18 protein-coding genes and 1 riboswitch are annotated in these 24829 nt (G+C 70.0%); of the genes, 10 read left to right on the top strand and 8 right to left on the bottom strand.

The features are described from left to right. Positions 1 to 85 precede the first annotated feature (85 nt). Positions 86 to 682: a dihydrofolate reductase family protein gene (locus ABH935_RS46335; protein ID WP_370384394.1), complete on the top strand. Its 597-nt coding sequence runs from the start codon at positions 86 to 88 to the stop codon at positions 680 to 682. On the opposite strand, the gene ABH935_RS46330 is transcribed toward ABH935_RS46335, so the two are convergent. Genes ABH935_RS46330 through ABH935_RS46320 form a run of 3 tightly spaced genes read right to left on the bottom strand, consistent with a single transcriptional unit; the run spans position 672 to position 5157 of the window. Further along, a complete protein-coding gene (locus tag ABH935_RS46330; RefSeq protein WP_370384393.1) occupies positions 672 to 1154 on the bottom strand; it encodes a GtrA family protein in 483 nt (160 codons plus the stop codon). The two genes, ABH935_RS46335 and ABH935_RS46330, sit on opposite strands and share 11 nt — an antisense overlap. After that, entirely contained in the window at positions 1151 to 4069 is a 2919-nt protein-coding gene (locus tag ABH935_RS46325) for a YfhO family protein (RefSeq protein ID WP_370384392.1), read from the bottom strand. Before ABH935_RS46325 ends, ABH935_RS46330 begins: the two co-directional genes overlap by 4 nt. After that, positions 4066 to 5157, bottom strand: a complete 1092-nt coding sequence (locus ABH935_RS46320; protein WP_370384391.1) for a glycosyltransferase family 2 protein — start codon at positions 5155 to 5157, stop codon at positions 4066 to 4068. Before ABH935_RS46320 ends, ABH935_RS46325 begins: the two co-directional genes overlap by 4 nt. Positions 5158 to 5413: 256 nt before the next feature. Here ABH935_RS46320 and ABH935_RS46315 point away from each other — a divergent pair, with 256 nt between their 5' ends. Both ABH935_RS46315 and ABH935_RS46310 read left to right on the top strand, forming a co-directional pair. Further along, positions 5414 to 7351, top strand: a complete 1938-nt coding sequence (locus tag ABH935_RS46315) for a cell wall-binding repeat-containing protein (protein WP_370384390.1) — start codon at positions 5414 to 5416, stop codon at positions 7349 to 7351. A 272-nt stretch (positions 7352 to 7623) separates the two neighbouring features. Next, positions 7624 to 9630 (top strand): cell wall-binding repeat-containing protein, encoded by a 2007-nt coding sequence (locus ABH935_RS46310; protein WP_370384389.1) that lies wholly within the window; start codon positions 7624 to 7626, stop codon positions 9628 to 9630. Between the two features lie 90 nt (positions 9631 to 9720). On the opposite strand, the gene ABH935_RS46305 is transcribed toward ABH935_RS46310, so the two are convergent. Continuing rightward, positions 9721 to 12015, bottom strand: a complete 2295-nt coding sequence (locus ABH935_RS46305) for a heavy metal translocating P-type ATPase (RefSeq protein WP_370384388.1) — start codon at positions 12013 to 12015, stop codon at positions 9721 to 9723. Positions 12016 to 12173: 158 nt separating this feature from the next. Between ABH935_RS46305 and ABH935_RS46300 the strand changes: the two genes are divergently transcribed. Further along, a complete protein-coding gene (locus tag ABH935_RS46300; RefSeq protein WP_370384387.1) occupies positions 12174 to 13298 on the top strand; it encodes a DUF1906 domain-containing protein in 1125 nt (374 codons plus the stop codon). A gap of 63 nt (positions 13299 to 13361) precedes the next feature. Here ABH935_RS46300 and ABH935_RS46295 read toward each other — a convergent pair whose 3' ends face one another. Beyond that, complete coding sequence (locus tag ABH935_RS46295) at positions 13362 to 15050, bottom strand: hypothetical protein (protein WP_370384386.1); 1689 nt, start codon at positions 15048 to 15050, stop codon at positions 13362 to 13364. A 314-nt stretch (positions 15051 to 15364) separates the two neighbouring features. Here ABH935_RS46295 and ABH935_RS46290 point away from each other — a divergent pair, with 314 nt between their 5' ends. The 6 genes from ABH935_RS46290 (at position 15365) to ABH935_RS46265 (ending at position 21081) form a co-directional block, all read left to right on the top strand. Then, positions 15365 to 15937 carry a SigE family RNA polymerase sigma factor gene (locus ABH935_RS46290; RefSeq protein ID WP_370384385.1) on the top strand — a complete coding sequence of 191 codons (573 nt, stop codon included), beginning with the start codon at positions 15365 to 15367 and terminating at the stop codon, positions 15935 to 15937. 43 nt (positions 15938 to 15980) lie between these two features. Beyond that, positions 15981 to 17606 (top strand): long-chain fatty acid--CoA ligase, encoded by a 1626-nt coding sequence (locus ABH935_RS46285; RefSeq protein WP_370384384.1) that lies wholly within the window; start codon positions 15981 to 15983, stop codon positions 17604 to 17606. Between the two features lie 116 nt (positions 17607 to 17722). Beyond that, positions 17723 to 18652, top strand: coding sequence for a hypothetical protein (locus ABH935_RS46280; RefSeq protein ID WP_370384383.1), 930 nt, complete (start codon positions 17723 to 17725; stop codon positions 18650 to 18652). Positions 18653 to 18774: 122 nt separating this feature from the next. Next, the gene (locus ABH935_RS46275) at positions 18775 to 19269 is read left to right on the top strand and encodes a SigE family RNA polymerase sigma factor (RefSeq protein ID WP_370384382.1); all 495 of its coding nucleotides are present in this window, start codon (positions 18775 to 18777) and stop codon (positions 19267 to 19269) included. Positions 19270 to 19304: 35 nt separating this feature from the next. Beyond that, the gene (locus tag ABH935_RS46270; RefSeq protein ID WP_370384381.1) at positions 19305 to 19676 is read left to right on the top strand and encodes a hypothetical protein; all 372 of its coding nucleotides are present in this window, start codon (positions 19305 to 19307) and stop codon (positions 19674 to 19676) included. Positions 19677 to 19719: 43 nt separating this feature from the next. Continuing rightward, a complete protein-coding gene (locus ABH935_RS46265) occupies positions 19720 to 21081 on the top strand; it encodes an ABC transporter substrate-binding protein (RefSeq protein WP_370384380.1) in 1362 nt (453 codons plus the stop codon). On the opposite strand, the gene ABH935_RS46260 is transcribed toward ABH935_RS46265, so the two are convergent. The 3 genes from ABH935_RS46260 to ABH935_RS46250 form a co-directional block, all read right to left on the bottom strand. After that, positions 21069 to 21863: an ABC transporter ATP-binding protein gene (locus ABH935_RS46260; protein ID WP_370384379.1), complete on the bottom strand. Its 795-nt coding sequence runs from the start codon at positions 21861 to 21863 to the stop codon at positions 21069 to 21071. The two genes, ABH935_RS46265 and ABH935_RS46260, sit on opposite strands and share 13 nt — an antisense overlap. Next, positions 21860 to 22846, bottom strand: a complete 987-nt coding sequence (locus ABH935_RS46255) for a FecCD family ABC transporter permease (protein WP_370384378.1) — start codon at positions 22844 to 22846, stop codon at positions 21860 to 21862. Before ABH935_RS46255 ends, ABH935_RS46260 begins: the two co-directional genes overlap by 4 nt. Before the next feature lie 358 nt (positions 22847 to 23204). After that, complete coding sequence (locus ABH935_RS46250; RefSeq protein ID WP_370384377.1) at positions 23205 to 24185, bottom strand: ABC transporter substrate-binding protein; 981 nt, start codon at positions 24183 to 24185, stop codon at positions 23205 to 23207. A gap of 104 nt (positions 24186 to 24289) precedes the next feature. Further along, positions 24290 to 24414: riboswitch (cobalamin riboswitch) on the bottom strand. Between the last annotated feature and the right edge of the window lie 415 nt (positions 24415 to 24829).

Below are 24829 nucleotides of genomic sequence, written 5' to 3'. Positions count from 1 at the left end.
GACGAGCGGGCCGTGTCGAATGCGACGCGGCCCGCTCGACGCTTTGCTGGAAGGCAGTCACGCAGACCCGGCAAGGAGCGCAACGATGAAGGTCACCGCCAACATGTCCATGTCCCTCGACGGTTTCGTCAACCACCCCACCGACGGCGTGGACACCCTGTTCGGCTGGTACAGCCGCGGCGAGGTGGTCACGGAGACCGTCGGGGATCAGGGCTGGGAGTTCAAGACCGATGCTCACGAAGCTGAGGGCCTGGAGGATGCCAAGTCCTCGCTCGGCGCCATTCTTTACGGCCGGCGGTCCTTTGAAGCGGCCGGGGGCTGGAACGGCCTGCACCCGCTCGGCGTGCCCGTCGTGGTGCTGACCCACCGGATCCCCGAGGGCTGGCCGCGCGAGGGTTCCTCGGTCCACTTCGTCACCGAGGGCGGCATCTCAGCGGCGATCGCCGAGGGCCGGGAACTCGGCGGCGGCCAGACCGTGGTCATCGGCAGCGCCGACCTGACCCAGCAGGCCCTGAACGAGGGGCTGCTCGACGAGCTCACCGTGGACCTGGTCGCGGCGATGCTCGGCGAGGGCACACGGTTCTTCGACAACCTGAAGGGCGCGCCCTACGAGCTGGAGCAGACCTCGGTGCGCCCCGGAAACGGCGTGACGCACCTGGGCTACCGCGTGGTCAAGCGCTGACTTCGGAAGCAGGCGCCTCCGGAACCGGCTGGGCTCCGGCGACCACACCGGGCCCGGCCTGCGAGGTCTCCGGCTTGAACACCCAGTGCTTGTACAGCCAGAAGTTGTACAGCGTGATGACCACCGTCGACAGCGGCTTGGCGATCAGGTAGTTCACCCCGGCGCCGGTCAGCGAGTACATCAGCACCTGCGTGACACCCAGGTTCACGCAGACCAGCAGCGCGAAGCGCACCGTCTGCTTGTGCACCGCGCCCTCGCGCGCGCCGTGGTCGGCGAACGTCAGCATCCGGTTGATCGAGAAGTTCACGCCGAACGCGATGAGGTACGCCAGCCCCGTGGCCAGCCACAGCGGGAACTTCATCAGGCCGTGCGTCAGGTACAGCACGACCTCTTCGGTCACCAGTGCCGAACCGCCGCTGAACGCGTACCTGACGAACGTGTTCTTCGCCAGCGTCCTGATCAGCCCGGTCATGACAGCGCGTCCTGCGGCACCTGTGCCTCGCCGCCCGCCGCATCCTCACCGGCAGCCGGCGCGGCAACCCCGGCGAGCGCCGCACGGCGCCGCTGGAACCACCACACACCCCCGAGCGCCAACAGACCCACGGCGCTACCCCCGATGCCCGCGTAGAGCCCCGGAGGAGTGAAGGACATCGAGATCCGGTGGGTGCCGGCCGGGACCGGGACACCGGTGAAGGTGCCGAGCAAGTCAGTCGTCTTCACCGACTTGCCGTCGACCGTGACCGACCAGCCCGGGATCGTCGGGACCGACAGGAAGACGGTCGCCGCGCTGTCGCCGGTCGTCGTGGCCGCCAGCCCGGTGTCGTTCCAGTGCACATCCGTCACCCCGCCGCCGCGCAGCTGCGTCAGCTTGGCGTCGACGGCCGTCGGGTCCAGGCTGCGGATCGGGTTGGCAGGAACCGTGTACGAGTTGTGGAGGGGCAGGTTCTCGCTGAACATCGTGACCGTGAACGAGCCGGCCTGGACGCTGCCCAGGTCCTGGATGCCGTTGTCGAAGCCGCCGGGATAGGCGATGTTCGCCAGGTCGTGCGCGGGGACGTCGACCGTCCGCGGCGCCGGCCGGTTCTGGCCGTCGACCCGGACGTAGGACAGCCCGGTGGGCTGAGCGGTCGGCGCGTACATGTAGAGCTGCCGCTGCCCTGAGGACTGGCACTGCCACACGATCTTGTCGCTGTAGAGCTTCTTGTCCGGGCTCGCCTTGGTCGGAACCTTGATCGACACGCTGCCGTCGGCGGCCGGTGTGACGGCCACCCCGTCGCTGGCGGTGACGGTCGGGCTGCCGCACATCGACTGGAACGCGCCGGGCATCCCGAACGCCTGCTCCTGTGCGGCGAAGGGAGAGTTCGACGGCGCCGGCGCGGTGAAGTTCGCCAGGTCGGTGCCGGTGAGCCGGAACCCGACCGGCAACGTGTCGTTGATCTTGTAGACCGTGGTGATGTCCGGTGCCGGAGGAAGCTTCCCCGGTTTGGCCGACGCGGTGTCGTTGTACGTCTTCTGCAACGTCGTGCCTAGGCGGTCGATGGTGCCGTCCGGCGTCTCGCGCGTCGTGCCCACCAGGTACTGATAGCCCAGAAGCGCGTCGGTGAACAGCGTGGCGCCGGTGTGCGCGGACCAGACGTACGAGGGGTAGTGGGCGAAGCCCAGATTCGCCATGTTCTCGTGCAGGTTCGCCGCAGACAGCGAGGAGAAGTGCGTGAACGCGAAGTTGCCGAAGCGCAGACCGTCATTGGTGCTGCGCAGGTTCTGGTCGAAGCCCTCGGCGCGGAAGAACTCGTCGTTGCTCGGCTGAAGCGAGGAGAGCGCGGTTCCGTAGGACTTGCTCGGCGAGCTGTACCAGTTGGTCCAGGCGATGGAGCCGTTGCTGCTGCTCGGCTGCTTGCCGAGCGCCTTCTGGCCGATCAGCGAGGCCGAGCCCGATGCGTCCACGGCCAGCACCGCGACCGCGGCCACCGCGGCGACCTTCGGCGTGGCCAGTTGCTTGGGCATCCAGCCGAGCCACTTGACCATCGGCTCGCCGGCGGGCCGCACCCGCAGATACAGCGCGAACGACAGGAGCGCGGTACCGACGACCAGGATCAGCGCGTCGAACTGCACGACCGCCGGCCGGATGATCCACGGGTAGCTCTGGCGTCCCCAGTACAGCACCACGAACCACGCCGCCGCGCTCACCCCGAGCCACTTGATCTGCTTCACCGAGTCGATGCCGACCCAGGCCCGGAACGCCAGGAACGCCAACAGCGCGGTGATCAGGAACGCGAAGCGGAACGGGAAGGCGTTCGGCATCTGGCCGCCGTGCATAAGGATGTAGAGCGGCTTGATCTCCATCGCCAGGATCAGGAACGCCAGGATCGCGCCGAACGCGATCCGCTCGGCCCGCTTGATGCTCTTCACCGTGAAGAACAGCGGCACCAGCACCAGGATCAGGGTCGCGGACCCGACGTTCGGCGTGAGCGACGTCCCGCCGTCGGTGGTGCCGCCGAAGAACCGCACGAGCATCGACAGCACCGGGATCGGCGGGTTCACCGAGGCGTCGACGTGCAGGCTCGTCTTCTGCTTCAGCCCGCCGAAGTAGGTCGGCACGATGAAGGCCGCGGCGAGCAGGCCGCCGATGACGCCGGCCAGGGCGAACCTGCCGGCGGTCCGCAGGAAGTCGGCGCGCTCGAAACGCTCGCGGACACCGACGTAGCGCGCCAGCGCGTACATGCACACGAAGACGCAGACCATCGCGCCGGTGTAGAAGTCGATGACCAGGTTCAGGCCGATCGCGATCGCCAGCGCGGTGACCCGGCCCCTGGCCAGCAGCCGCTCCACGCCGAGCAGCGCCCACGGCAGCAGGTACAGCGAGTCCAGCCACATGATGTTGAACGCGTAGATCAGGGAGAAGGCACCCAGCGCGTAGGCGGTGGACAGGACCACAATGACGGTCTTGTTCACCACCGAGTGCAGCCCCTGGACGACGTCACCCCGGAACTTGCGCAGGAACAGCGCCATCCCCAGGCTCGCCGAGGCCAGCTTCAGCAGCGTGATGAAGCCGATCATTATCGGCAGCCGGTGGTCCGAGGCGAACAGCGTCAGCAGCCCGAAGGGGCTGGTGAGGTAGTACGCCACGATCGGCCAGAAGTTCATGCCGCCGTCGGCGCGCCAGGTGAACAGCAGCGAACCGTGGCCGGTGAGCGCCTGGTCGAAGTACGAGTAGAACTGCGCGTACTGGTTGTTCAGGTCGATCATGAACACCGTGTACGTGCCGTGCGGGTCGAACGGGTAGACCCCGCGGTCGGCCAGTATCGCCCCGTAGACCACCGCCGGGACGACGAAGGCGAGGACCAGGTACAGATTGCGGCGCAGGCCCCGCCAGACGGTTCTGCTCACTGGATTCCGTTCAGCTCTCGCGCCCCTGGGACGCCGTTGACCGGGTCGGACTGGTCGCCGGCCACAGACGCGGCAGTCGGCGCGGGGGTGTTGTGCGTAGCGGGCGCCACGGTCCCGGTCACCCGGCGGTGGTCCCCGGAGACAGCCAGGAAGTCGCGCTGGTCCCGCAGCGGGCCGGCCTCGGTCTCCTTGACCAGGTAGTGCGGTCGCTGCTTGGCCTCGTAGTAGATGCGGCCCACGTACTCGCCGATCACGCCGACCGTGAACATCTGCAGACCGCCGATGCCGACGATGGCCGCGATCGTGGTGACGTAACCGGGGGTGGTGCTGTAGAAGATCGCCCTCACGATGATCCACACCATGTAGGCGAAGGAGATGCTGAAGAACAGGAAGCCGAGGTAGATCGCCAGGCGCAGCGGCTTGTTGTTGAACGACAGCAGGGAGTCCACGCCGTAGTTCAGCAGCCGCCGGAAACCCCACTTGGTCTCTCCGGCCTCGCGCACCGCGTTGCGGTACTGGAAGGTGACCGCGTCGAAGCCGATCCAGGCGAACAGGCCCTTGGAGAAGCGGTTGTACTCCGGCATGTCCAGCAGGGCGTTCACCGCGCGCCGGGACAGCAGCCGGAAGTCGCCGACCCCGTCCACCAGCTCGACCTCGACCATCTTGTTGATCAGCTTGTAGTAGGTCCGGGCGACCATGCTCTTCAGCACCTTGTCGCCCTCGCGGTCACGCTGCGCGATGACCTGGTCGAAGCCCTGCCGGTGCAGGTCGACCATCCGGCCCAGCAGCTCCGGGGGGTGCTGCAGGTCGGCGTCGATGATGATCACCGCGTCACCGCTGGCCCGCTTCAGGCCGGCCAGGATCGCCGACTCCTTGCCGAAGTTGCGGCTGAAGGAGACGTACTTGGCCTCGGGGTCCTGGGCCGAGAACTTCTTGAGCAGCTCCAGGGTGCCGTCGGAGGAGCCGTCGTCGACGAAGACCAGCTCCACCTCGTCCGCTATCCCCGCGGTCTCAGCACGGACGACCTCGTGAAACCTCGCCAAAACCGCTTCTTCGTTGAAGCACGGGACGACCAGGGACAGACGCATGGGATCTCCGGTTATGGACGTGGACTGCGGGGCCAGGCTACCCGAGCACGCCGCGACGGACGGCATTACTGCAGTGAGGACGCATGTTTTCGGACAACCGGTTGCGCCCGCGGGAAGTCCTGCCAGCTCGGCGGGCACCGCGGACCGGTTCCCGATAGGAACATAACGAATTCGCAACGGAGACCAACGACTCGATCAGCGGTGCGTCATACCGTGCGACAAGGCTTTGAACATGAGTGCTCAGGGGAGACGCACAATGAAGTCCATCAAGAAATCGTTGGCGGCCACCGCCGTGCTGGCCAGTTCCGTCGTCACCGGCATCGGACTGGCTGGGAGCGCGCAGGCGACGACGGCGGGGGCGTCGAACTCGCCGCTGACGATCACGAACGGCACCAACGCGGTGTTCTACAGCGGCCAGGCCTGGGCGTACGAGGGGACCGTCGGTCAGGCTTCCTGGGCGCCGGACGGCAGCCGGATCGCCTACGTCGACGGCAACGGCAACGTGGTCACCGAGCGCACCGGCGGCTTCGGCCTCGCGGTGGTCGCGCCGGCCAAGACCGGGGCCACGCGGTCGAACCCGACCTGGGTCGACGGTGGCAAGTCGATCGTCTTCGCGGAGACCGTGAACGGCGTCTCCAAGCTGGAGCTCGTCCCGGCCTACGTCGCCCCGGGCACCGACATGCAGGAAATCGACCCGCTGACCTTCCCGCGCGGCCAGAAGTTCACCGAGGGTACCGAGAGCGCGCCCGACTCCAACGGCGAACTGCTGGCGTTCCAGCACCACAACACGTCGAACGGCCACGACGAGATCTGGGTCCAGGACGACTTCGGCCGCGGCAGCGCCGGGCCCATCCTGGTCTCCGACGACGGGACCGCGCCGACCGTCTCGCCCGACGGCAAGACCGTCGCCTTCCTGCGCAAGGACTCCTCCGGCAACGAGCAGATCTGGACCGTCGCCTGGAACGGGCAGGACCTGAACTTCCCGCCCGGCACGCCGAAGCAGCTCACCACCGACGCCCACGACCACCTGCACCCGACATACTCGCCCGACGGCTCGCGCATCGCCTACGAGGCCGGCCCGGGCAACGGCGCCGCGCCGACCGAGGTGGACTCGATCGCCTCGAACGGCACCGGAGAGCGTCAGGAGTCGAACAAGGCGGGCCTGCCGTCGTACCGGCCGTCCAACCCGAACACCATGGTCCGGCTCGAAGGCAGCGACCGGATCGGTACCGCGATCGCCGCCTCGCAGGCCCAGTGGAAGACCGCCTCGGCCGTCGTGCTGAGCCGCTCCGACCAGTTCGCCGACGCGCTCGGCGGCAGCACCCTGGCCACGACGGTGGGCGGCCCGCTGCTGCTCACGCCGAGCGACCACCTCGACGCCAGTGTCAAGGCCGAGATCACCCGGGTGCTGGGCGCGGCGAGCACCAGCAAGACCGTTTACGTGCTCGGCGGCGAGCAGGCACTGTCCCCGGCCGTGGCCAACGCGGTCCACTCCATGGGCTACACCGTCAAGCGGCTCGCCGGTGCCGACCGGTACGCGACCTCCGTGGCCATCGCCAACCAGGTCACCCACGACATCGGAGGCTCGGACCGGGTCCTGGTCGCCACCGGCAACCTGTCCCCGGACGCGCTGTCCGCGGGCGCCGCGGCGGAGTCCGGCGCCTACGGCGGCCCCGTGGCCGGCGTGGTCATCCTGACCGACGACAAGAAGATGCCGGCGTCCACCGCCGCTTACCTGGCGCAGGTCAAGGCGAAGGACAGCGCGACCCCGGTCTACGGTGTCGGCGGCGCGGCGGACACCGCGCTCACCAGCATCGGTTTCAAGCACGTCGCCCTGGTCGGGGCGACCCGCTATGAGACCTCCTACCTGGTCGCCCGCACCTTCTTCGGCAACTGGAACCAGGCCAGCGCACCCACCAGCGTGGGCTTCGCCACCGGCGCCAACTGGGCCGACGCGCTGTCCGGCGGCGCGTTCATGGGCTCGAAGGGCGGCCCGCTGCTGCTGGTCAACCCGGCCACCGGCGAGCCGGCCAAGGAGGCCGAGGCCTGGGTGACCGGCTGGTCGTCGAGCATCACCACCGGCTACGTCTTCGGCGGCCCGGCGGCCGTGCCCACAGGGACCGACTCCGGCATGGGCAACCTGATCGGCGCCATGGGCGGTCCCGTGAACTACGAGGTCAACCCGAAGGCCTGATCTTCGCACCACGACGCAGGGCACAGCGAAGCCCCGCAGACCCCAGGGGGAGTCTGCGGGGCTTGTCGCACGTCCGCGGCAAGCCGTGCCGGACTACCGGCAACACCGCCATGTTGTAGCCGAACGCCCAGATCAGGTTCCCCTTGAGCCCGTTCCGGTGCCGGTTCCCGGTAAGAACATAACGAGTTCGCAACGGAGACCAACCACTCGATCAGCAGTGCGTCATACCGTTCGACAGGGCTTTGAACATGAGTGCTCAGGGGAGACGCACAATGCGTAGCAAGTCCATCAAGAAGTCGTTGGCGGCCACCGCCGTGCTGGCCAGTTCCGTCGTCACCGGCGTCGGACTGGCCGGGAGCGCGCAGGCCACGACGGCGGGGGCGTCGAACTCGCCGCTGACCATCACGAACGGCACCAACACGGTGCTCTACAGCGGCCAGGCCTGGACGTACCAGGGGAACATCGGCCAGGCCTCCTGGGCCCCGGACGGCAGCCGAATCGCCTACGTCGACGGCAACGGCAACGTCGTCACCGAGCGCGCCGGCGGGGGCGGCGTCGCGGTGGTCGCGCCGGCCAAGGCCGGGGCCACGCGGTCGAACCCGACCTGGGTCGACGGCGGCAAGGCGATCATCTTCGCGGAGAAGGTGAACGGCGCCACCAAGCTGGAGGCCGTCCCGGCCTATCTCGCGCCGGGTACCCAGGTCGAGGAGACGGACCCGCTGAGCTTCCTGGGCGGCCAGACGTTCACCGAGGGTGCCGAGAGCGCCCCGGACTCCAACGGCCACACCCTCGCCTTCCAGCACTTCAACTCGGCGACCCAGCAGACCGACATCTACGTCCAGGACAGCTTCGGCCGTGGGAGCGCCGGACCCATCCTGCTCGCGGCCAACGGGGACTCGCCGACCGTCTCGCCCGACGGCAAGACCATCGCGTTCCTGCGCAGGGACTCCAGCGGCTACGAGCAGATCTGGACCGCCGCGTGGAACGGCCAGGAAGGCACGCCCAAGGCCGGGCCCGCGACCCAGCTCACCAGCGGCACCAAGAACCACCTCTTCCCGACCTACTCGCCGGACGGCACCCGGATCGCCTATGAGGCGAGCACGCAGACCAGCGGCAAGCCGGAAGACGTCGAGTCCATCGCCGCCAACGGCACCGGGCAGCGCGTGGAGTCGACCACCTGGGGCTTCCCGTCCTACCGGCCGTCCAACCCGAACACCATGGTCCGACTGGAAGGCAGCGACCGGATCGGTACTGCGATCGCCGCCTCGCAGGCCCAGTGGACCACCGCCCCCGGCAACCCGGGTGCGAATAAGTACCCGGCCAACAACGTCGTGCTGAGCCGCTCCGACCAGTTCGCCGACGCGCTCGGCGGCAGCACCCTGGCCACCTCGGTGGGCGGCCCGCTGCTTCTCACGCCGAGCGACCACCTCGACGCCAGTGTCAAGGCCGAGATCGCGCGAGTGCTCGGACCGGCCGAGACCGGCAAGACCGTCTACGTGCTCGGCGGCGAGCAGGCGCTGTCCCCGGCCGTGGCCAACGCGGTGCACGCCATGGGTTACACCGTCAAGCGGCTCGCCGGAGCCGACCGGTACGCGACCTCCGTGGCCATCGCCAACCAGGTCACCCGGTCCAACGCCGGCAGCGGCTGGCAGCAGCCGGGGCGGGTCCTGGTCGCGACCGGCACCCTGTCCCCGGACGCGCTGTCGGCCGGCGCCGCGGCCGAGTCCGGCGCCCACAACGGCCCCGCCGACGGCGTGGTGATCCTGACCGACGACAAGAAGATGCCGGCGTCCACCGCCGCCTACCTGGCGCAGGTCAAGGCACACGACACCGCGGGCTACCCGACCCCGGTCTACGGCGTCGGCGGCGCGGCGGACACCGCGCTCACCAGCATCGGCTTCCAGCACACTCCGCTGGTCGGGGCGACCCGCTACGAGACCTCCTACCTGGTCGCCCGCACCTTCTTCGGCGACTGGGACCGCGGTTCGGGCACCGCGCCCGCCAACGTCGGCTTCGCCACCGGCGCCAACTGGGCCGACGCGCTGTCCGGCGGCGCGTTCATGGGCTCGAAGGGCGGCCCGCTGCTGCTGGTCAACCCGGCCACCGGCGAGCCGGCCAACGAGGCCGAGGTGTGGCTGACCGGCTTCTCCTCCAGCATCACCACCGGCTACGTCTTCGGCGGCCCGGCGGCCGTGCCCTCGGCGACCGACTCCGGCATGGGCAACCTGATCGGCTCCATGGGCGGCCCGGTGAACTACGAGGTCAACCCGAAGGCCTGATCCAGCACCGGATCGCAGGGCACAGCGAAGCCCCGCAGACACCAGGGGGTTTGCGGGGCTTGTCGCATCTCCGCGGCAGGTAGCGCCGGACTACCGGAACCGCCGCAGCCGCAGGCTGTTGCTCACCACGAACACCGACGAGAACGCCATCGCGGCCCCGGCGATCATCGGGTTCAGCAGCCCGGCGGCGGCCAGCGGCAGCGCCGCCACGTTGTAGCCGAACGCCCAGAACAGGTTCCCCTTGATGGTGCCCAGGGTGCGGCGCGAGAGCCGGATCGCGGTGGCCGCGGTCCGCAGGTCGCCGCCGACCAGGGTCAGGTCGCCGGCCTCGATCGCGGCGTCGGTGCCGGTGCCCATCGCCAGGCCGAGGTCGGCCTGGGCCAGGGCGGCCGCGTCGTTCACGCCGTCGCCGACCATCGCGACCACGCGGCCTTCGGCCTGCAGCCGCCGCACCGCCTCGACCTTGCCCACCGGCAGCACCTCGGCCAGCACCTCGTCGATGCCGACCTCGGCGGCCACCGCGCGGGCCACGGTCTCGTTGTCGCCGGTGAGCAGCACCGGAGTCAGACCCAGGGCCCGCAGCTCGCGGATCGCCTCGGCGCTGGTCGGCTTCACCGCGTCGGCGACCTCCAGCACCGCCCGGGCCCGGCCGTCCCAGCCGACCGCGATCGCGGTGCGGCCCGCCGCCTCGGCCACGGTCTTCGCCGAGGCCAGCTCCGGCGTCAGGTGCTGGGCCCACTCGGCCAGCAGCTTCTCCCGGCCGACCACGACCGCGTGGCCGTCCACCACGCCCTGCACGCCCAGACCTTCGACGTTCTCGAAGCCCTCGACCTCGGGCAGCGCTCCGGTCCGCGCGGCCGCGGCGGCCGCGACCGCCTTGGCGATCGGGTGCTCGCTGGCCGCCTCCAGCGCGCCGGCCAGCCGCAGCGCCTCGTCCTCGGACTCGCCGTCGGCCACAGCCACGCCGACCAGCGCCATGCTGCCGGTGGTGACGGTGCCGGTCTTGTCGAGCACGATCGTGTCCACCTTGCGGGTGTTCTCCAGCACCTCCGGGCCCTTGATCAGGACACCGAGCTGCGCGCCGCGGCCGGTGCCGACCATCAGCGCGGTCGGCGTGGCCAGGCCCAGGGCGCAGGGGCAGGCGATGATCAGGACGCTGACCGCGGCCGCGAAAGCCGTCGCGACACCGCCGGAACCGACCAGCAGCCAGAACGCCAAGGTGGCCAGGGACAGCAGGATCACGGTCGGGACGAAGACCGCGGAGATCCGGTCCGCCAGCCGCTGCGCCGCGGCCTTGCCGTTCTGCGCCTCCTCGACCAGCTTCGCCATCCGGGACAGCTGGGTGTCGGCGCCGACCCGGGTCGCCCGCACCACCAGCCGGCCGGAGGTGTTCACGGTGGCGCCGGTGACGGCGTCGCCGGGGGCGACGTCCACCGGGACCGACTCGCCGGTGAGCATGGAGGCGTCGACCGCCGAGCGGCCCTGCTCCACCACCCCGTCGGTGGCCACCTTCTCGCCGGGCCGCACCACGAACAGGCCGCCGACGGCCAGCTCGCCGATCGGGATCCGCACCTCGGCACCGGCACGCAGCACCGCGACGTCCTTCGCGCCGAGCGTCATCAGGGCCCGCAGAGCCGCGCCGGAGCGTCGCTTCGCCTTGTGCTCGAAATACCGCCCGGCCAGGATGAACGCGGTCACGCCCGAGGCCGCCTCCAGGTACAGGGACCCGGAGCCGTCGGTGCGAGAGATCGCGAACTCGAAGCCGTGCTTCATGCCCGGCATCCCCACGTCCCCGAAGAACAGGGCCCACAGCGACCAGAGGAAGGCTGCTGAGACGCCGACGGACACCAGCGTGTCCATGGTGGCGGCGCGGTGCCGCAGGTTGGTCCAGGCCGCCTTGTGGAAGGGCCACGCGGCGTAGGTGACCACCGGCGCGGACAGCGTCAGCGAGGCCCACTGCCAGTTGCGGAACTGCAGCGCGGGGATCATCGCCATCAGGACCACCGGCACGGACAGCACGACCGCGGTGGTCAGGCGCTGCCGCAGCGAGCCGGCGCGGCGTTCGTCCTCCAGCTCGGCGGCCGTCTTCGGCTCGCCGTCGGCCGGCACCGGCCCGGCGGACGGCGGCGCCGGCGGCTCGGGCAGCGCGGCGGTGTAACCGGCCGCCTCGACCACGGCGACCAGGTCGGTCGGCGCGTAATCGGCCGGGAAGGTGACCTTCGCCTTCTCGGTGGCGTAGTTCACGGTGGCCGTGACGCCTTCGAGCTTGTTCAGCTTGCGCTCGATCCGCGACGCGCAGGAAGCGCAGGTCATCCCACCGATGGCCAACTCGACGTCATTGAGAGGTCCGGACTCCGCCGGCACCTCCAGGGTGGTCTCCGCCATGGCTGCCTCCGCTTGTGGGACGAGGATCAGTGTCTCATCGGCAGCAACGATATACCCCATGGGGGTATTCCGTCAGCGGCCGGTCAGTTGATCTGACGATTGGGCCGCCGGGGTTCCTTCGCGTGAATGCCGCCGCGACACCGGGTAGGCGCTCCGTCATGCGTCTGCTCCGTCTCCTCGCCCTGACCGCAGTCCTGACCCTGAGCTGCGGCGAAGCCGCCTCCGCCGCGGTCGGGCCGCTGTCCGGGGTCAAGGAGGTGAGCTACGCGGGCACCACGGTCGAGGTCCCGGTGAGCTGGCCGGTGCACGACCTGACGGCCGAGCCGCATACCTGTATCCGGTATGACCGGCACGCGGTGTACCTCGGCGACCCGGGACCGGACCAGAACTGCCCGGCGGACGCCGTGGGCCGTACGGAGACCGTGCGCATCGCCTCGGACGGGAAGGTGACCCGGACCTACGGCTACCTCCCGTCCGCGGACGAGGAGAACGCGGCGGGCGCGGAGCCGCAGGCCGTGCCGGACACCCGCTCGCGCCTGCCCGAGCGCCCGATCGAGGCCGCCGCCACCTACTCCGGCCTGGGCTTCGACACCTGCGCGGCGCCGTCCACCGACGCCATGCAGGCCTGGGCCGACGCCTCGCCGTACCACGCGATCGGCATCTACATCGGCGGCATCGACCGCGCCTGCCCGGACGGCAACCTGACCCCGGGCTGGATCAAGACGGTGGCCCTGCAGGGCTGGAAGTTCTTCCCGATCTACGTCGGCCTGCAGGCGCCCTGCTGGAAGAACCCCGGCAGCGGCCATCCGGCGCGGATCGCCCGCAGCCGCCGCTGGACCCAGGGCCAGGAGGCCGCGGACGACGCGGCGAACCGCGCGGCCTACTTCGGCATCGCCCCGGGCAGCCCGATCTACTTCGACATGGAGTACTACCCGCGTAACGACGCCGGCTGCACCCAGGATGTCCAGGCGTTCCTGAGCGCCTGGACCGACCAGCTGCACGCGCGGGGGTTCATCTCAGGGATCTACAGCAGTTCCAAGGGCGCGATCGCGGACATGGCTCTGGTGTACGAGAGCGGGGCGGCCTACCGCGCGGACGTGGCGTGGTACGCGCACTGGGACAAGGCCCCGCAGCTGTTCGGCGACGCGACGCTGAGCGACCGGTACTGGCCCGGGCCGCGGCGCATCAAGCAGTACCGGGGCGGTCACAACGAGACGTACGGCGGGAAGCGGTTGAACATCGACCTGAACGTGCTGAACGCGCCGGTGGCGGCGCTGAAGTAGCGCCAGGGGTCGAACGGGCTGGACCGCAGTGCGGTCCAGCCCGTTCGACGTCAGGTCTCTGACTCAGCGCTCCGACGGCCGGCCGGGACGGGTCGCCGGACGGCGTCCCATCGTCCCGCGCTGCGGCGGGTTGGCGGCCGCGGCGGGGCGGCGCGGCTGCACGGGATTGCGGTCGCTGGAGCGGCCCGGGTCCTGCGGCTCGGCGGGGCGGCCGTAGCCGTCGCGGGGCTGCGCCGGACGGGGACGCGGCTGCTGGCCGGAGGCACCCGGGACGCCGGGCACCGGACGCGGGGCGGCCGACTGCGGTGGACGCGGCTGGTGCGACGATCCGGTGGCGCCGTTGGGACCCGGACGGCGCGGCGCGGCCGCGCGCGGCTCCCAGTCGGCGCCGCTCTCGCGGGGACGGCTCGCCGGCGGCAGCGCGGCCTGCGGCGTCGCGCCGCCTCCGTAGCCGCCGCGCCCGGCGCCCGCACCCGGGTTCGAGCTCGAATACGGCTTCGGCGCGGGCGGCGCCGGCGGCTTGGGCGCCGGGCGGCCCATGACCGGAGCCGGCGGCACGGCCGGGAACCCGCCGGTGCCGGTCCCGTCCGCGGGCTCGAACCAGCCGCTCTCCGCCGCGCTCGCGCCGGTGGTGACCGGGAGGTAGGACGTCTGGGCCGCGTCGTATGAACTGCTCGCAGCGTACGAGCCGGTCGAGTAAGTGCTCTGACCCAGTGGATCCGACGCGGACGAGTACGAGGACTGATCCAGGGAGTCGGTCAGCGGGTCCGCGAGATTCGCGTACGGGCTGGCCGCGTAGGCGCTCGTGGAGCTGGACGAGCCGTAGCCGCCGGAGCTCGACGTGGAACCGTAGGTCGCAGGGCTCGTAGAAGAGCCGTACACGCTCGACCCGGAGCTGTACGCGTCCGTCCCGGAGCTGTACACGTCCGTGGACGACGAGCCGTAAGCGCTGGTCGAGCTATAGGTACCGCTCGCAGCAGCGCTCGATCCGTTCGAGGTCTCGTAGCCGCTCGACGAGCCGTAGGTGCTTGTCTGGCCGTAGCCGCCGCTCGCGCCGGACGAGCTGTAGCCGGTCGCAGGGCTCGAACTCGTCGAGCTTCCGTACAGGGCGTCGCTGCCCATGCCGTACGACCCGGAGCTGCCGTACGACCCGGAGCTGCTGTACGACCCCGAGCTGCCCAGGGCGCTCTGCGAGCCGAACCCGGAACCGGAGCCGAAGGCGTCGGAGGAGCCCGCCGAACTCGACGCGGACGAGCCCAGCGCCGGGGTGGATCCGAAGCCCGACCCGGACGTCGAGTACCCGCTCGACACGCTCGGCAGCGCCGGGGCCGGAGTCACCGGCGGCCCGCTCTGCGCCACGGCGGCCATCGCCATCGGCAGCAGGTCCATCGAGGTCGTCCCGAGCCCGTCGGCCGGGCACACCCGGACCAGCTCGCCGACCGTCAGCGCCAGTTCGGTCGCCAGGTCCAGGGAGCGCGGCTGCATCGGGTTCTCCCGCATCCACCAGCACGCGATCTGCACGATCGAGCCGGCGGCGTGCGGACAGGTGCGGATCGCCCCGCGCAGCTGCAGGGGCTGCGGACCGGACACCGTGATCCGGAACCAGGTGCCCTCGCGGAAGCCCAGCGCCGGGTGGCCCAGGGAGTCCTGCAGCACGACGTGGTACTGGCGCTCAAGCTCACGCTGGCCACCGGCCCCGGACGCGCTCAAAGCCGAGCTGTTCCTCTGCTGCTCGCCGTAGGCGACGCTCATCGGCTGCCTGACCGTTCTCCGGACTGCGAGTCCGGAACCCTGCTCGAAGTCACCATGTGTCGCCCGCCTCGGCTCTAAAGAGCGGAATTGAGGCGGCCCCCGTTGCCGCTGTGTCCGCAGTGCTGTGTGTGATCAATGTCCACTGAAGTGGTGGGATCGTTGCGCAAACGGTACTCAATACTGGGGCTCAGCGGTAGGGCATCCACTAAGAACAAGCCGTGATTTCTGTGGCCTGCCCACAACTTCCAGATCCGGGCCGTGGCGAGCCGACCCTCGATTGTCATCTCAGCGCCCCCTCGGCATAACGTTGTCGCGTGACGGCGGACAGAGACGAGGAGTTCTCTCGCTATGTCACTGAGCGGTCCGGTGCCCTCTTGCGCGTCGCCTATCTGCTGACCGGGAACCGCGCCGACGCCGAGGACCTGCTGCAGACCGCGCTCGCCAAGACTTATCTGTCCTGGGCCCGCATCCAGGACAAGGGCGCGCTCGACGGATACGTGCGGCGCGTCCTGGTGAACACCCAGACCTCCTGGTGGCGCAAGCGCCGGGTCGAGGAATACCCCACCGACCAGCTGCCTGAGCAGGTCTGGGAGGACACCCGGCCGGCGGAGATCGAGCTGCGCTCCACGGTCTGGAAGTCGCTGGCGCAGCTGCCGCGCCGCCAGCGCGCGGTGGTCGTCCTACGCTATTACGAGGACCTCTCCGAAGCGGAGACCGCCGAGGTAATGGGGATCTCAGTCGGCACGGTGAAATCAACGGCTTCACGAGCCCTTGCCAAACTCCGGACGGACGGCGCATTGCGCGACGCCCGCGTCGCCATCCCCGCGCCGCTTCGCCCGCCTGCCGGCGAAACCCTTCCGAAATCCGCCAGGGTCGATGCAGACTGACCGGTGTACCGCCCGGTAACCTCAACCCCTCAGGAGGTCAGCGATGCGCTCGACCATGCAGGAGACCCCGCTAGGAATCCCGACGCTCCTGAGGTTCGCCTCGACCGTCTATTCCGGGTCGAAGGTGCACACCGTCACCGCCGACGGCCTGCGCACCGCCACGTTCGCCGAGGTCGGCGGGCGTGCCGCGCAGCTGGCCCACGCGCTGCACGACGACCTCGGGATCCGCGGCGACCAGCGGGTCGCCACGTTCATGTGGAACAACCAGGAGCACCTGGAGGCGTACTTCGCCGTCCCGTCCATGGGCGCCGTGCTCCACACCCTGAACATCCGGCTCTTCCCGGATCAGGTCACGTACATCGCCAACCACGCCGAGGACAAGGTGGTGCTGGTCGACGGCAGCCTGATCCCGCTGCTGGCCCGGGTGCTGCCGGGGTTCGAGACCGTCGAGCACGTGGTGATCGTCGGCGAGGGCGACCCGGCGCCGCTGGAGCCGGCCGGCAAGCGGATCCACCGGTATGAGGAACTCCTGGCCGGCAAACCCACCACGTACGACTGGCCCGACTTCGTCGAGACCGACGCCGCCGCGATGTGCTACACCTCCGGCACCACCGGCAACCCCAAGGGCGTGGTCTACAGCCACCGCTCGGTCTATCTGCACTCGATGCAGGTCACGATGCCGCAGTCGTTCCAGCTCACCGAGGCGAACCGGGTCCTGACCATCGTCCCGATGTTCCACGCGATGGCCTGGGGAATCCCCTATGCGGCGTTGATGTCCGGCGCGAGCCTGGTCATGCCGGACCGGTTCATGCAGGCCCCGGCGCTGGTGCGGGCGATCCACGCCTCCGGCGCGGACTTCGCCGGCGCCGTGCCGACGATCTGGAACGACGTGCTGAACCACCTGGACGCCACCGGCGAGAAGATCCCCACGCTCAAGCGCGCGGTGGTCGGCGGCTCGGCGGTGCCGCCGGCGCTGATGAGCGCCTTCGAAGAGCGCTACGACATGCGCATCATCCACGCCTGGGGCATGACCGAGACCTCCCCGCTGGGCTGCGTCTCCACGCCGCCGGCCGGCACGGAAGGCGAGGTGGCCTGGTCCTACCGCGTCACCCAGGGCCGCTTCCCGGCCGGGGTGCAGGCCCGGCTGGCCGGGCCGGACGGCACGATCGTGCCCAACGACGGCGAGGCGGTCGGCGAGTTGGAGGTCCGCGGGCCCTGGATCACCGCCTCCTACTACGGCGACGAGGACCCCGAGCGCTTCCACGACGGCTGGCTGCGTACCGGCGACGTCGGCACGATCACCCCCGACGGCTACCTGACGCTGACCGACCGGGAGAAGGACGTCATCAAGTCCGGCGGCGAGTGGATCTCCTCGGTCGAGCTGGAGAACCACCTGATGGCGCACGCCGCCGTGGCCGAGGCGACCGTGGTCGGCGTCCCGGACGAGCGCTGGCAGGAACGGCCGCTGGCCGCCGTGGTGCTCCGCGAAGGCGCCGCGGCCGCGCCGGAGGAGCTTCGTGAGTACCTGTCCGGGCTGATCCCGAAGTGGCAGCTTCCTGAGCGATGGACCTTCCTCAACGTCGTCCCGAAGACCTCCGTGGGCAAGTTCGACAAGAAGGAAGTACGCCGCGCGTATGCAGCCGGTGAGCTTGAGGTCACAGTGTTGTAGAAGCGTTGTAGACCCGCGCCTGAACGCCTCTTCAACAGAAAAGTCCGCAGTGTAGAGTGCCGAGAACTTGAGCACCTGGAACATCAGTTGTAATCGGCAGGGGAGGCACCGCGGACATGCGGATATCTCGGCGGTTTTCGCGCAGCACCGCTGCCGGCGCGGCGTCGGTGCTCGCCGCGCTCGCTATGAGCGCGTGTTCCAGTAGCTCCTCCGGCGGCGGCACCGCGGCTTCGAGCGCCGCGCAGTCGCAGTCTGTGGCGAACGCGAACGCCAACGAGAACGACGTCCAGGTCCTCAACTCCTTGCAGCTCAATACCCAGGAGTTGGACAGCGCATTCGCCACTGACAACCAGTGGAAGGCGTGGCCGGCCGCGGACACCGCGAAGCTCCTGCTCAAGCAGACGTGGGCCTGCACGCAGAACATGATCGACACTTCGAAGAAGTCGCTGCAGCCGGTCACCACCTTCTTCATGGCCGGCCCGCTGCCCAGCGATCCGCCGACGACGCCGGCATCCACGACCTCCTCCACGTCGTCGTCGAGCCACAGCAACAGCTACAACCACAAGAGCGGCTCGTCGTCGACCCCGACCTCGACCTCGACCGGGTCCAGCAGCTCCTCCCCGGCGGTCGGCGCCGACGGGAACCCCGTGCACTGGGTGGTCAGCACCGCGATCGCCTACCAGACCGCCGACGCGGCCCAGGCCGCCGTGCAGGGCATGGGCGCCGTCGACCCGAGCGCACCCGGCTGCGGCGGGCCCAAGGACGGCGACAAGGACGAGATCGTCGGCGGTGGCGGCGAGGTTCTGCCGTCCTGGGTCAACTCCCAGGGGGTGTTCGTGTTCACCGACACCCACACCCACGTCACGATCTCCGCGGTCGCGCAGCGCCGCGGACGGTACGTCGTCCTGACCTACACCCGGGGGAGTGCCGCGAACGACTCCGGGTATTACGACCTGGAACCGGGTTCGGACACCGGCCCCGCGGCCGCCGCCGCCACGGCCGTGCTCGGCCAGCTGACGGCCTCGGTCGTGGGCTCCGCCAACTGAAAGCACCCGCGCCCCTCTCCGATCGACCGGGAACCACCGACGAGGCCCAGCGCCACCTGAGCAGTCCAAGCACTGAGCAGTTCCAGCAAGCTGCCGACACTTGTGAAGGCCACTGATAACGGATGCGGTCGGGAACCGAGGATTTCCGCGAGTTCGTCGCGGCCCGCCAGGGCGCGCTGCGGCGAACCGCGTATCTGCTGTGCGGCGACTGGCACCAGGCACAGGACCTGACGCAGCAGACGCTGGCCAAGCTGTTCGTGGCGTGGCCGCGGGTGCGCGCCGTGGAGGCCGTCGACTCCTACGCGCGCCAGGTCCTCGTGCGCACGTACATCGACGAGTCCCGCAAGCGCCGCAACCACGAACTGGTCACGGCGGAGCTGCCGGACGCCGGCACCGAGGGCCCGGAGATCGAGACCCGGCTGGCGCTGATGGCCGCGCTCAAACAGCTCTCGCCGCGCCAGCGGGCCGTCGTGGCACTGCGGTTCTGGGACGATATGAGCGTAGAAGCCACCGCCGAGGCGCTCGGAATGAAGGCCAACACCGTGAAGTCGGACACCGCACGCGCGTTGGCGAAACTCAAAGGGCTGCTCGACTCGTCTGTACACCAGGCGGTCTGAACGATGAGGGCGGAGCCAGCGAAGGGAGGACACGGATGAACGCGGTGAACGCGTCCGCGGGCGAGGACGCGATGCGCGGTCTGATGGAGACCGCCTTCACCGCCGGGGAACCGGCGCTGCCGGACGTCGACGACGTGATGGCGACCGTGGAGGTCCTCGGCGGGCACATGCGGCACCGGCAGCGGGTGCGGACCGGCCTGGCGGCCGGCGTCCTGTGCGTCGCCGGGTTCGGCATGGTGGCCGGCATCGGCGCGGTGGCGCACTCTAACCATTCGGGCGGGTCCAGCGTGGTGGGCCCCGGCGGCAGCGGGGGTCCGGCGGCGCCGCCGGTCACCGACACCGGCACGACGCAGAGCGGCGGTGCGCAGAGCAGCGGGACCAGTGGCGGGACGGTCGCCGTTCCCTGACGCGGGCTGAGCGCCGGGGCGTTTCGAGCCCTCGGGAGGGCGGATGCGACGGATCTTCGTGCTCGGTGCGGGTCTGAGCCTGCTCGGGACCGCGCTGCTGGGGACTGCGGCGTGCGGCACCCGGCTGCCGGATTCGGCCTTCACCTCGCAGAATCCGGGTGCGCCCGGGACATCGGCCGCCTCCTCCGCGAACTCGGCCAGCGATATCGGCGTCACCCCGGCCTCGATCAAGATCGGGATGATCGACTCGGTGGACTCGCTGCTCGGGCCGGACACGTTCTCCGGCCCGATGTACGGCGCGCAGGCCTTCTTCAAGGCGCTGAACGCGGCCGGCGGGGTCAACGGTCGGCAGATCACCTTCGTGACGTGCGACGACCAGGGGGTCGGCGGGACGAACGTGTCGTGCGCGCACACGCTGATCGACCAGGACAAGGTGTTCGCGTTCGCCGGCAACTCGGCCTTCCAGTACGACGGTGCGTCCTACATCTCGGCCAAGGACGTGCCGGACATCGGCGGCGAGCCGATCAGCAACGCCTACGACCAGTACCCGCACCTGTACTCGATCTACGGCAGCGACTATCCGCGCGACGGCAAGAGCATCGGCTGGCAGGGGAAGCTGTACTCCTCGACCGAGGCCGAGCACTACGCGAAGACGGTGTTGCACGCGCACGTCGCCGGGCTCGTCTCGTACAACCAGGCGGACTCGGCGCGGTACGCCTCCTACGAGGCCGAGGCGCTGCGCAAGGAGGGGTTCACGGTCGTTCCGGAGCAGTTGGACATCGCGCTGGCCGACTTCAACTCCGCGGCGCTGGACATGAAGAACAAGGGTGTGGACGTCGTCTTCGACACCATCGACACGGACGGGAACGCCAGGTTGTGCAAGGCGATCGAGGACGCCGGGGTGCCGATCGTGGCGAAGATGACGACGGTGCAGAGTTGGGACGCCACGGTCGCCGCGACGTACAAGGACGCGCCGAAGTGCCGGAACCTGCTGTACGCCAACGCTTCCGACGCCAACTACGAGGACACGTCGAACCCGGCGGTGAAGGCGTTCCGCGACGCGATGGCGAAGTACTTCCCGGACCGGGAGGGGAAGCTGTCGGAGTGGGAGATCGACGGGTGGGCGTCGGCGCAGTGGCTCACCGACGCGGTGGCTTCGTGCGGGGCCGATGTGACGCGGGTGTGCGTCGAGAAGTTCATGAACTCCGGGAAACCCTATGACGCGCACGGGATCATCACGCCGGCGGCTTTCGATGTGAAGGCTCCGACGGGGACGACGCACGCGTGCTTCAACGTCGCGCAGTGGCAGGACTCTGCGAACGGCGGGCGGGGCGGCTGGGTGACGCGAGTACCGAATATGGATACGAACTGTTACGACGTGCCTCAGGTTTCTTATTCGCCGTAGCCGTGGTGTTTTTCGCGGATCAGGTGGATGACAGGTCGGCCGTCGCCGTTGTCGAAGACTCTCACGCGCGCTCCGTAGTGCTCGGCGATCCGTTGCTCCGTAAGGACTTCGCGGGCTGTGCCGCAAGCGACGACCTGCCCTTGGACGAGAAGAGTCAGCTCGTCGGCGTACTGCGCGGCGAGGCTGAGGTCGTGCAGGGTACTGATGACGGTCAGGCCCTCGCTCCCGCGCAGTCCGTCGACCAGATCCAGGACCTGTTGCTGGTGGCCGAGGTCCAGGGCGGTGGTCGGCTCGTCGAGCAGCAGGACCCCGGCCTGCTGCGCCAGCGCGCGAGCCAGGACGACGCGCTGGCGTTCGCCGCCGGACATCGCGCCGAGCCGCCGCCCGGAGAACCCGGCGAGGTCCAGGCGCTCCAGTGCGCTCTCGGCGACCGCGCGATCGGTCCGGGACTCGACGCCGAGGTAGCCCAGGTGCGGCGTGCGGCCGAGCAGGACGTACTCGGCGACGGTCATGTCGCCGGGCAGCTGCGGCTGCTGCGGGACGTAGGCGATGAGGCGGGCGCGGTGCTTGGCGGAGAGCTTCGCGACGGCCTCGCCGCCGACACGGATGTCGCCCTCATACGGCAGGATGCCGACGATCGCCCTGAGCAGCGTGGACTTACCCGCGCCGTTCGGGCCGAGGACGGCGTGCCAGGCCCCGGAGGCCACGTCGAGGTCGACGCCGTGCAGGATCGGCTTGCGGTCCAGCCGCACCCGCACCCCGGCGGCCTTGACCGCGCTCACCGGTCCCGCTCCCGCGTGGCGCGCAGGATGACCAGGAAGAACGGCGCCCCGACGAACGAGGTGACGACCCCGATCGGCAGCTCGGCCGGCGCCAGCACGGTCCGCGCCAGCAGATCGGCCAGCACCAGGAAGGCCCCGCCGACCAGCAGGCTCATCGGCAGCAGCAGGCGGTGCCCGGGCCCGGCGACCCGCCGCACGACGTGCGGCACCACCAGCCCGACGAAGCCGATGATCCCGCTGACCGCCACCGCGGTCGCGGTCGCCAGCGACGCGGCGGCCAGCACGATCACGCGCGTGCGCACCGGATGCAGGCCCAAGGTGGCGGCCTCGTCGTCGCCGAGCGCGAGGACGTCGAGATGCCGGGCGTGCACGGTGACGATCAGAACACTGATGACGGCGTACGGCAGCGCCAACCGCACCAGCGACCAGTCGGCGGCGGCGAAACTCCCGAACAACCACGAGTACACCTGCCGCACGTCCGCGGTGCTCCGCTGCATGACGAACGCCTGCACCGCCCCGACGAACGAGCTGACGGCGACCCCGGCGAGGATGAGCGAGGCGGTCCCGCCGCGGCCCACGAACGTGCCGAGCACGTAGCTCGCGAGCACGCCACCGAGCGCCCCGACGAACGCCGCGAGCGGCACCGCGCCGATCCCGGCGACGGTGTGCTCGGGCCCGCCGCCGTAGACGATGACGAGGGTCGCCGCCATCCCGGCACCGGCCGAGGCCCCGATGGTCCCGGAATCGGACAGCGGATTGCGGAAGACGCCCTGATACGCGGCACCGGCCTGCGCGAGCAACGCCCCGACGAGCGTCGCCAGGACCACGCGCGGCAGCCGGATCTCGTCGAGCACACTCTGCTGCACCGGCCCGAGCCCGGTACGGAGGTCGACGAAGGGGAGCTTGTCCAGGAGCGCCTTGGCGGTGCCGCCGACCGGGAGGCCGGCCGCACCGCCGAGGCTGGAGACGAGGACAGCGAGCAAGAGGACGAGGACGCCGGCGAGGAGGGCGATGGTGGGGCGGCTCGGACGGCGAGCTAGGCGGCGGGACGGAGGCGTCGGGCGGCCGGGGACTACGGGCTCTTCCACCGGTTCGGGGGCAGGGCCCACCCACCCAAAGGGGGCCACCACCTTCGAACCGGACCGCGCGCCGCCGAATCGTGTCCAGGATCCGCGCCGCGCACCATCGGCGTCAACGTCCTCCGACCGAATCGCCGGTGAGGTTGCGCCGATCGTGGGCGTGTCGCGCGAGCCGCGCACGTCACGCGAGCCGTCCGCGCTGCTCGCGCCAACCGCGGCCGGATCCACCTCATCCCTCATCGTCGTGGCTCGTCCTCGCCGCTCAGCCCTGGGCCTGGTTCACAGCCTTCGCGATCTGCTGCACCAACTGCACCAGGCGCGGCCCCCAACGCGAGGCGATGTCGTCGTCCATACCGACGACGGTGCCCTTCGCGGCGTTCTTCACCGCCGGAATCGCCGACCACCCGGGGCGGGCGGCGACGGTGGCGGCGGTCTGCTGGCAGCACTTGGTGTCGGCCAGGAAGATCAGATCGGGCGCCGAGGTGACCAGGTACTCGTCGGAGACCTGGGGGTAGCCGCTGCCGGTCTTGTCGGCCGGGTCGGCGACGTTGGTGAGGCCGAACTGCGCGAAGATCGAGCCGATGAAGGTCTTCGAGGTCGCGCTGTAGTTCCCCGGCGTGCCGACCTCGTAGTAGTACTTCAGGGCGCCGGCCGGCTTCTTCGCGGCCGCGACGGCCGCGGTGATCTGCTGCTTCATGCCGGCGACCGTGGTGGCGGCCGGGCCGGCGTGGCCGGTGGCGGCACCGAGCTCGGTGATCTGGCTGTAGGCGTCGTCCAGCGTGTTCGGGGCGTCGAACCACAGCACCGGGACGTTCAGCTTCCCGAGCTGCTCCACGATCTGCGAACTGTCGTCGGCGACGACCACCAGGTCCGGGTTGTACTTCGCGATCGCCTCGGCATTCGGCTTGTAGCCGGACAGAGTCGTCTTCGGCGCGCCGGCGGGGTAGTTCGACTGGTCGTCAACCGCGACGACCTGCGACCCGGCGCCGATCTGGAACAGATCCTCGGTCGCCGACGGCGACAACGACACGATCTTCTTGGGCTCAGCCGCCAGCTTCACCGCCCCGTTCTTGGCGGTGACGGTAGCCGGGAACGCAGCCGTACCGGAGGCGGCGGTCGACGCACCGGAACCGCCCGTCGCCGACGCCGACTTCGACGACGAACACCCGGCAGCCACCAGCGCCGAGGCCGCGACGACGCCGACGACGGCCCGCCGAGTCAGAATGTGCAGACGAGAATGCACGAGGTCAGCTCCTCCGGCTGATCCGCGGTCCGCACAGCACGCACCGACCCAGATGAGGCGTGAAGCGCACAGCCGGACCGCCCCGAACCGCGAGGGCCGAACGTTGGCACACCGCGTGAGGCGACCTGGCTCGCTCCGACGGAGCTCACAGTTGCGGGACAGCGCCGGATTCCCACCGGCTTCGCTGCACACGTTGCGGACGACGCACACCGCCGTCGCCCCTGACGCTAGCAAGCGCTGAGGCCCGCGCCTAACGCCGAACGAGGCGACGACTGGTGATCTCTGCTACTCCGAGCGGGTGCCGGTGCGGCCAAGCGCCGGTTCCGCTGAGAACCGGCGCCTCGTGACTCGGGTGGTGACGGGTCCAGTCCTGACCCGCCATGTGGTTCGGTGGATCCTTACACGCACCCTCGTCGCTATCGGCGGGCTCTGCCAACCATTCCGGCTGGCCGGGATGGTTCCGTTCACGGCGCCGTTAGCGACGAGGGAACCGGGACAGTGGTGACCAACACTCGGACCGCCGCCTCCGCGGGGGGTTGAGGATCCCTCAGCTTGTTCTTTAACCTCGGCATGATCATTTCATGTCGGGGTTTCTCATTGCCCTGACAAGGCGGCGGCCTTGCCGTGATGCTGTGTGTTTCCGC

Source organism: Catenulispora sp. GAS73 (assembly GCF_041262085.1).
Taxonomy (GTDB): domain Bacteria; phylum Actinomycetota; class Actinomycetes; order Streptomycetales; family Catenulisporaceae; genus Catenulispora.
This window is presented reverse-complemented; position numbering and strand designations above follow the sequence as displayed.

Excerpts from the sequence above, each read along its gene's own strand:
- ABH935_RS46305 (WP_370384388.1), bottom strand. The coding sequence starts at position 12,015 with ATGGCGGAGACCACCCTGGAGGTGCCGGCGGAGTCCGGACCTCTCAAT.
- ABH935_RS46300 (WP_370384387.1), top strand. The coding sequence starts at position 12,174 with ATGCGTCTGCTCCGTCTCCTCGCCCTGACCGCAGTCCTGACCCTGAGC.
- ABH935_RS46335 (WP_370384394.1), top strand. The coding sequence starts at position 86 with ATGAAGGTCACCGCCAACATGTCCATGTCCCTCGACGGTTTCGTCAAC.
- ABH935_RS46330 (WP_370384393.1), bottom strand. The coding sequence starts at position 1,154 with ATGACCGGGCTGATCAGGACGCTGGCGAAGAACACGTTCGTCAGGTAC.
- ABH935_RS46280 (WP_370384383.1), top strand. The coding sequence starts at position 17,723 with ATGCGGATATCTCGGCGGTTTTCGCGCAGCACCGCTGCCGGCGCGGCG.
- ABH935_RS46315 (WP_370384390.1), top strand. The coding sequence starts at position 5,414 with ATGAAGTCCATCAAGAAATCGTTGGCGGCCACCGCCGTGCTGGCCAGT.
- ABH935_RS46285 (WP_370384384.1), top strand. The coding sequence starts at position 15,981 with ATGCGCTCGACCATGCAGGAGACCCCGCTAGGAATCCCGACGCTCCTG.
- ABH935_RS46310 (WP_370384389.1), top strand. The coding sequence starts at position 7,624 with ATGCGTAGCAAGTCCATCAAGAAGTCGTTGGCGGCCACCGCCGTGCTG.
- ABH935_RS46270 (WP_370384381.1), top strand. The coding sequence starts at position 19,305 with ATGAACGCGGTGAACGCGTCCGCGGGCGAGGACGCGATGCGCGGTCTG.
- ABH935_RS46320 (WP_370384391.1), bottom strand. The coding sequence starts at position 5,157 with ATGCGTCTGTCCCTGGTCGTCCCGTGCTTCAACGAAGAAGCGGTTTTG.
- ABH935_RS46275 (WP_370384382.1), top strand. The coding sequence starts at position 18,775 with ATGCGGTCGGGAACCGAGGATTTCCGCGAGTTCGTCGCGGCCCGCCAG.
- ABH935_RS46295 (WP_370384386.1), bottom strand. The coding sequence starts at position 15,050 with ATGAGCGTCGCCTACGGCGAGCAGCAGAGGAACAGCTCGGCTTTGAGC.
- ABH935_RS46265 (WP_370384380.1), top strand. The coding sequence starts at position 19,720 with ATGCGACGGATCTTCGTGCTCGGTGCGGGTCTGAGCCTGCTCGGGACC.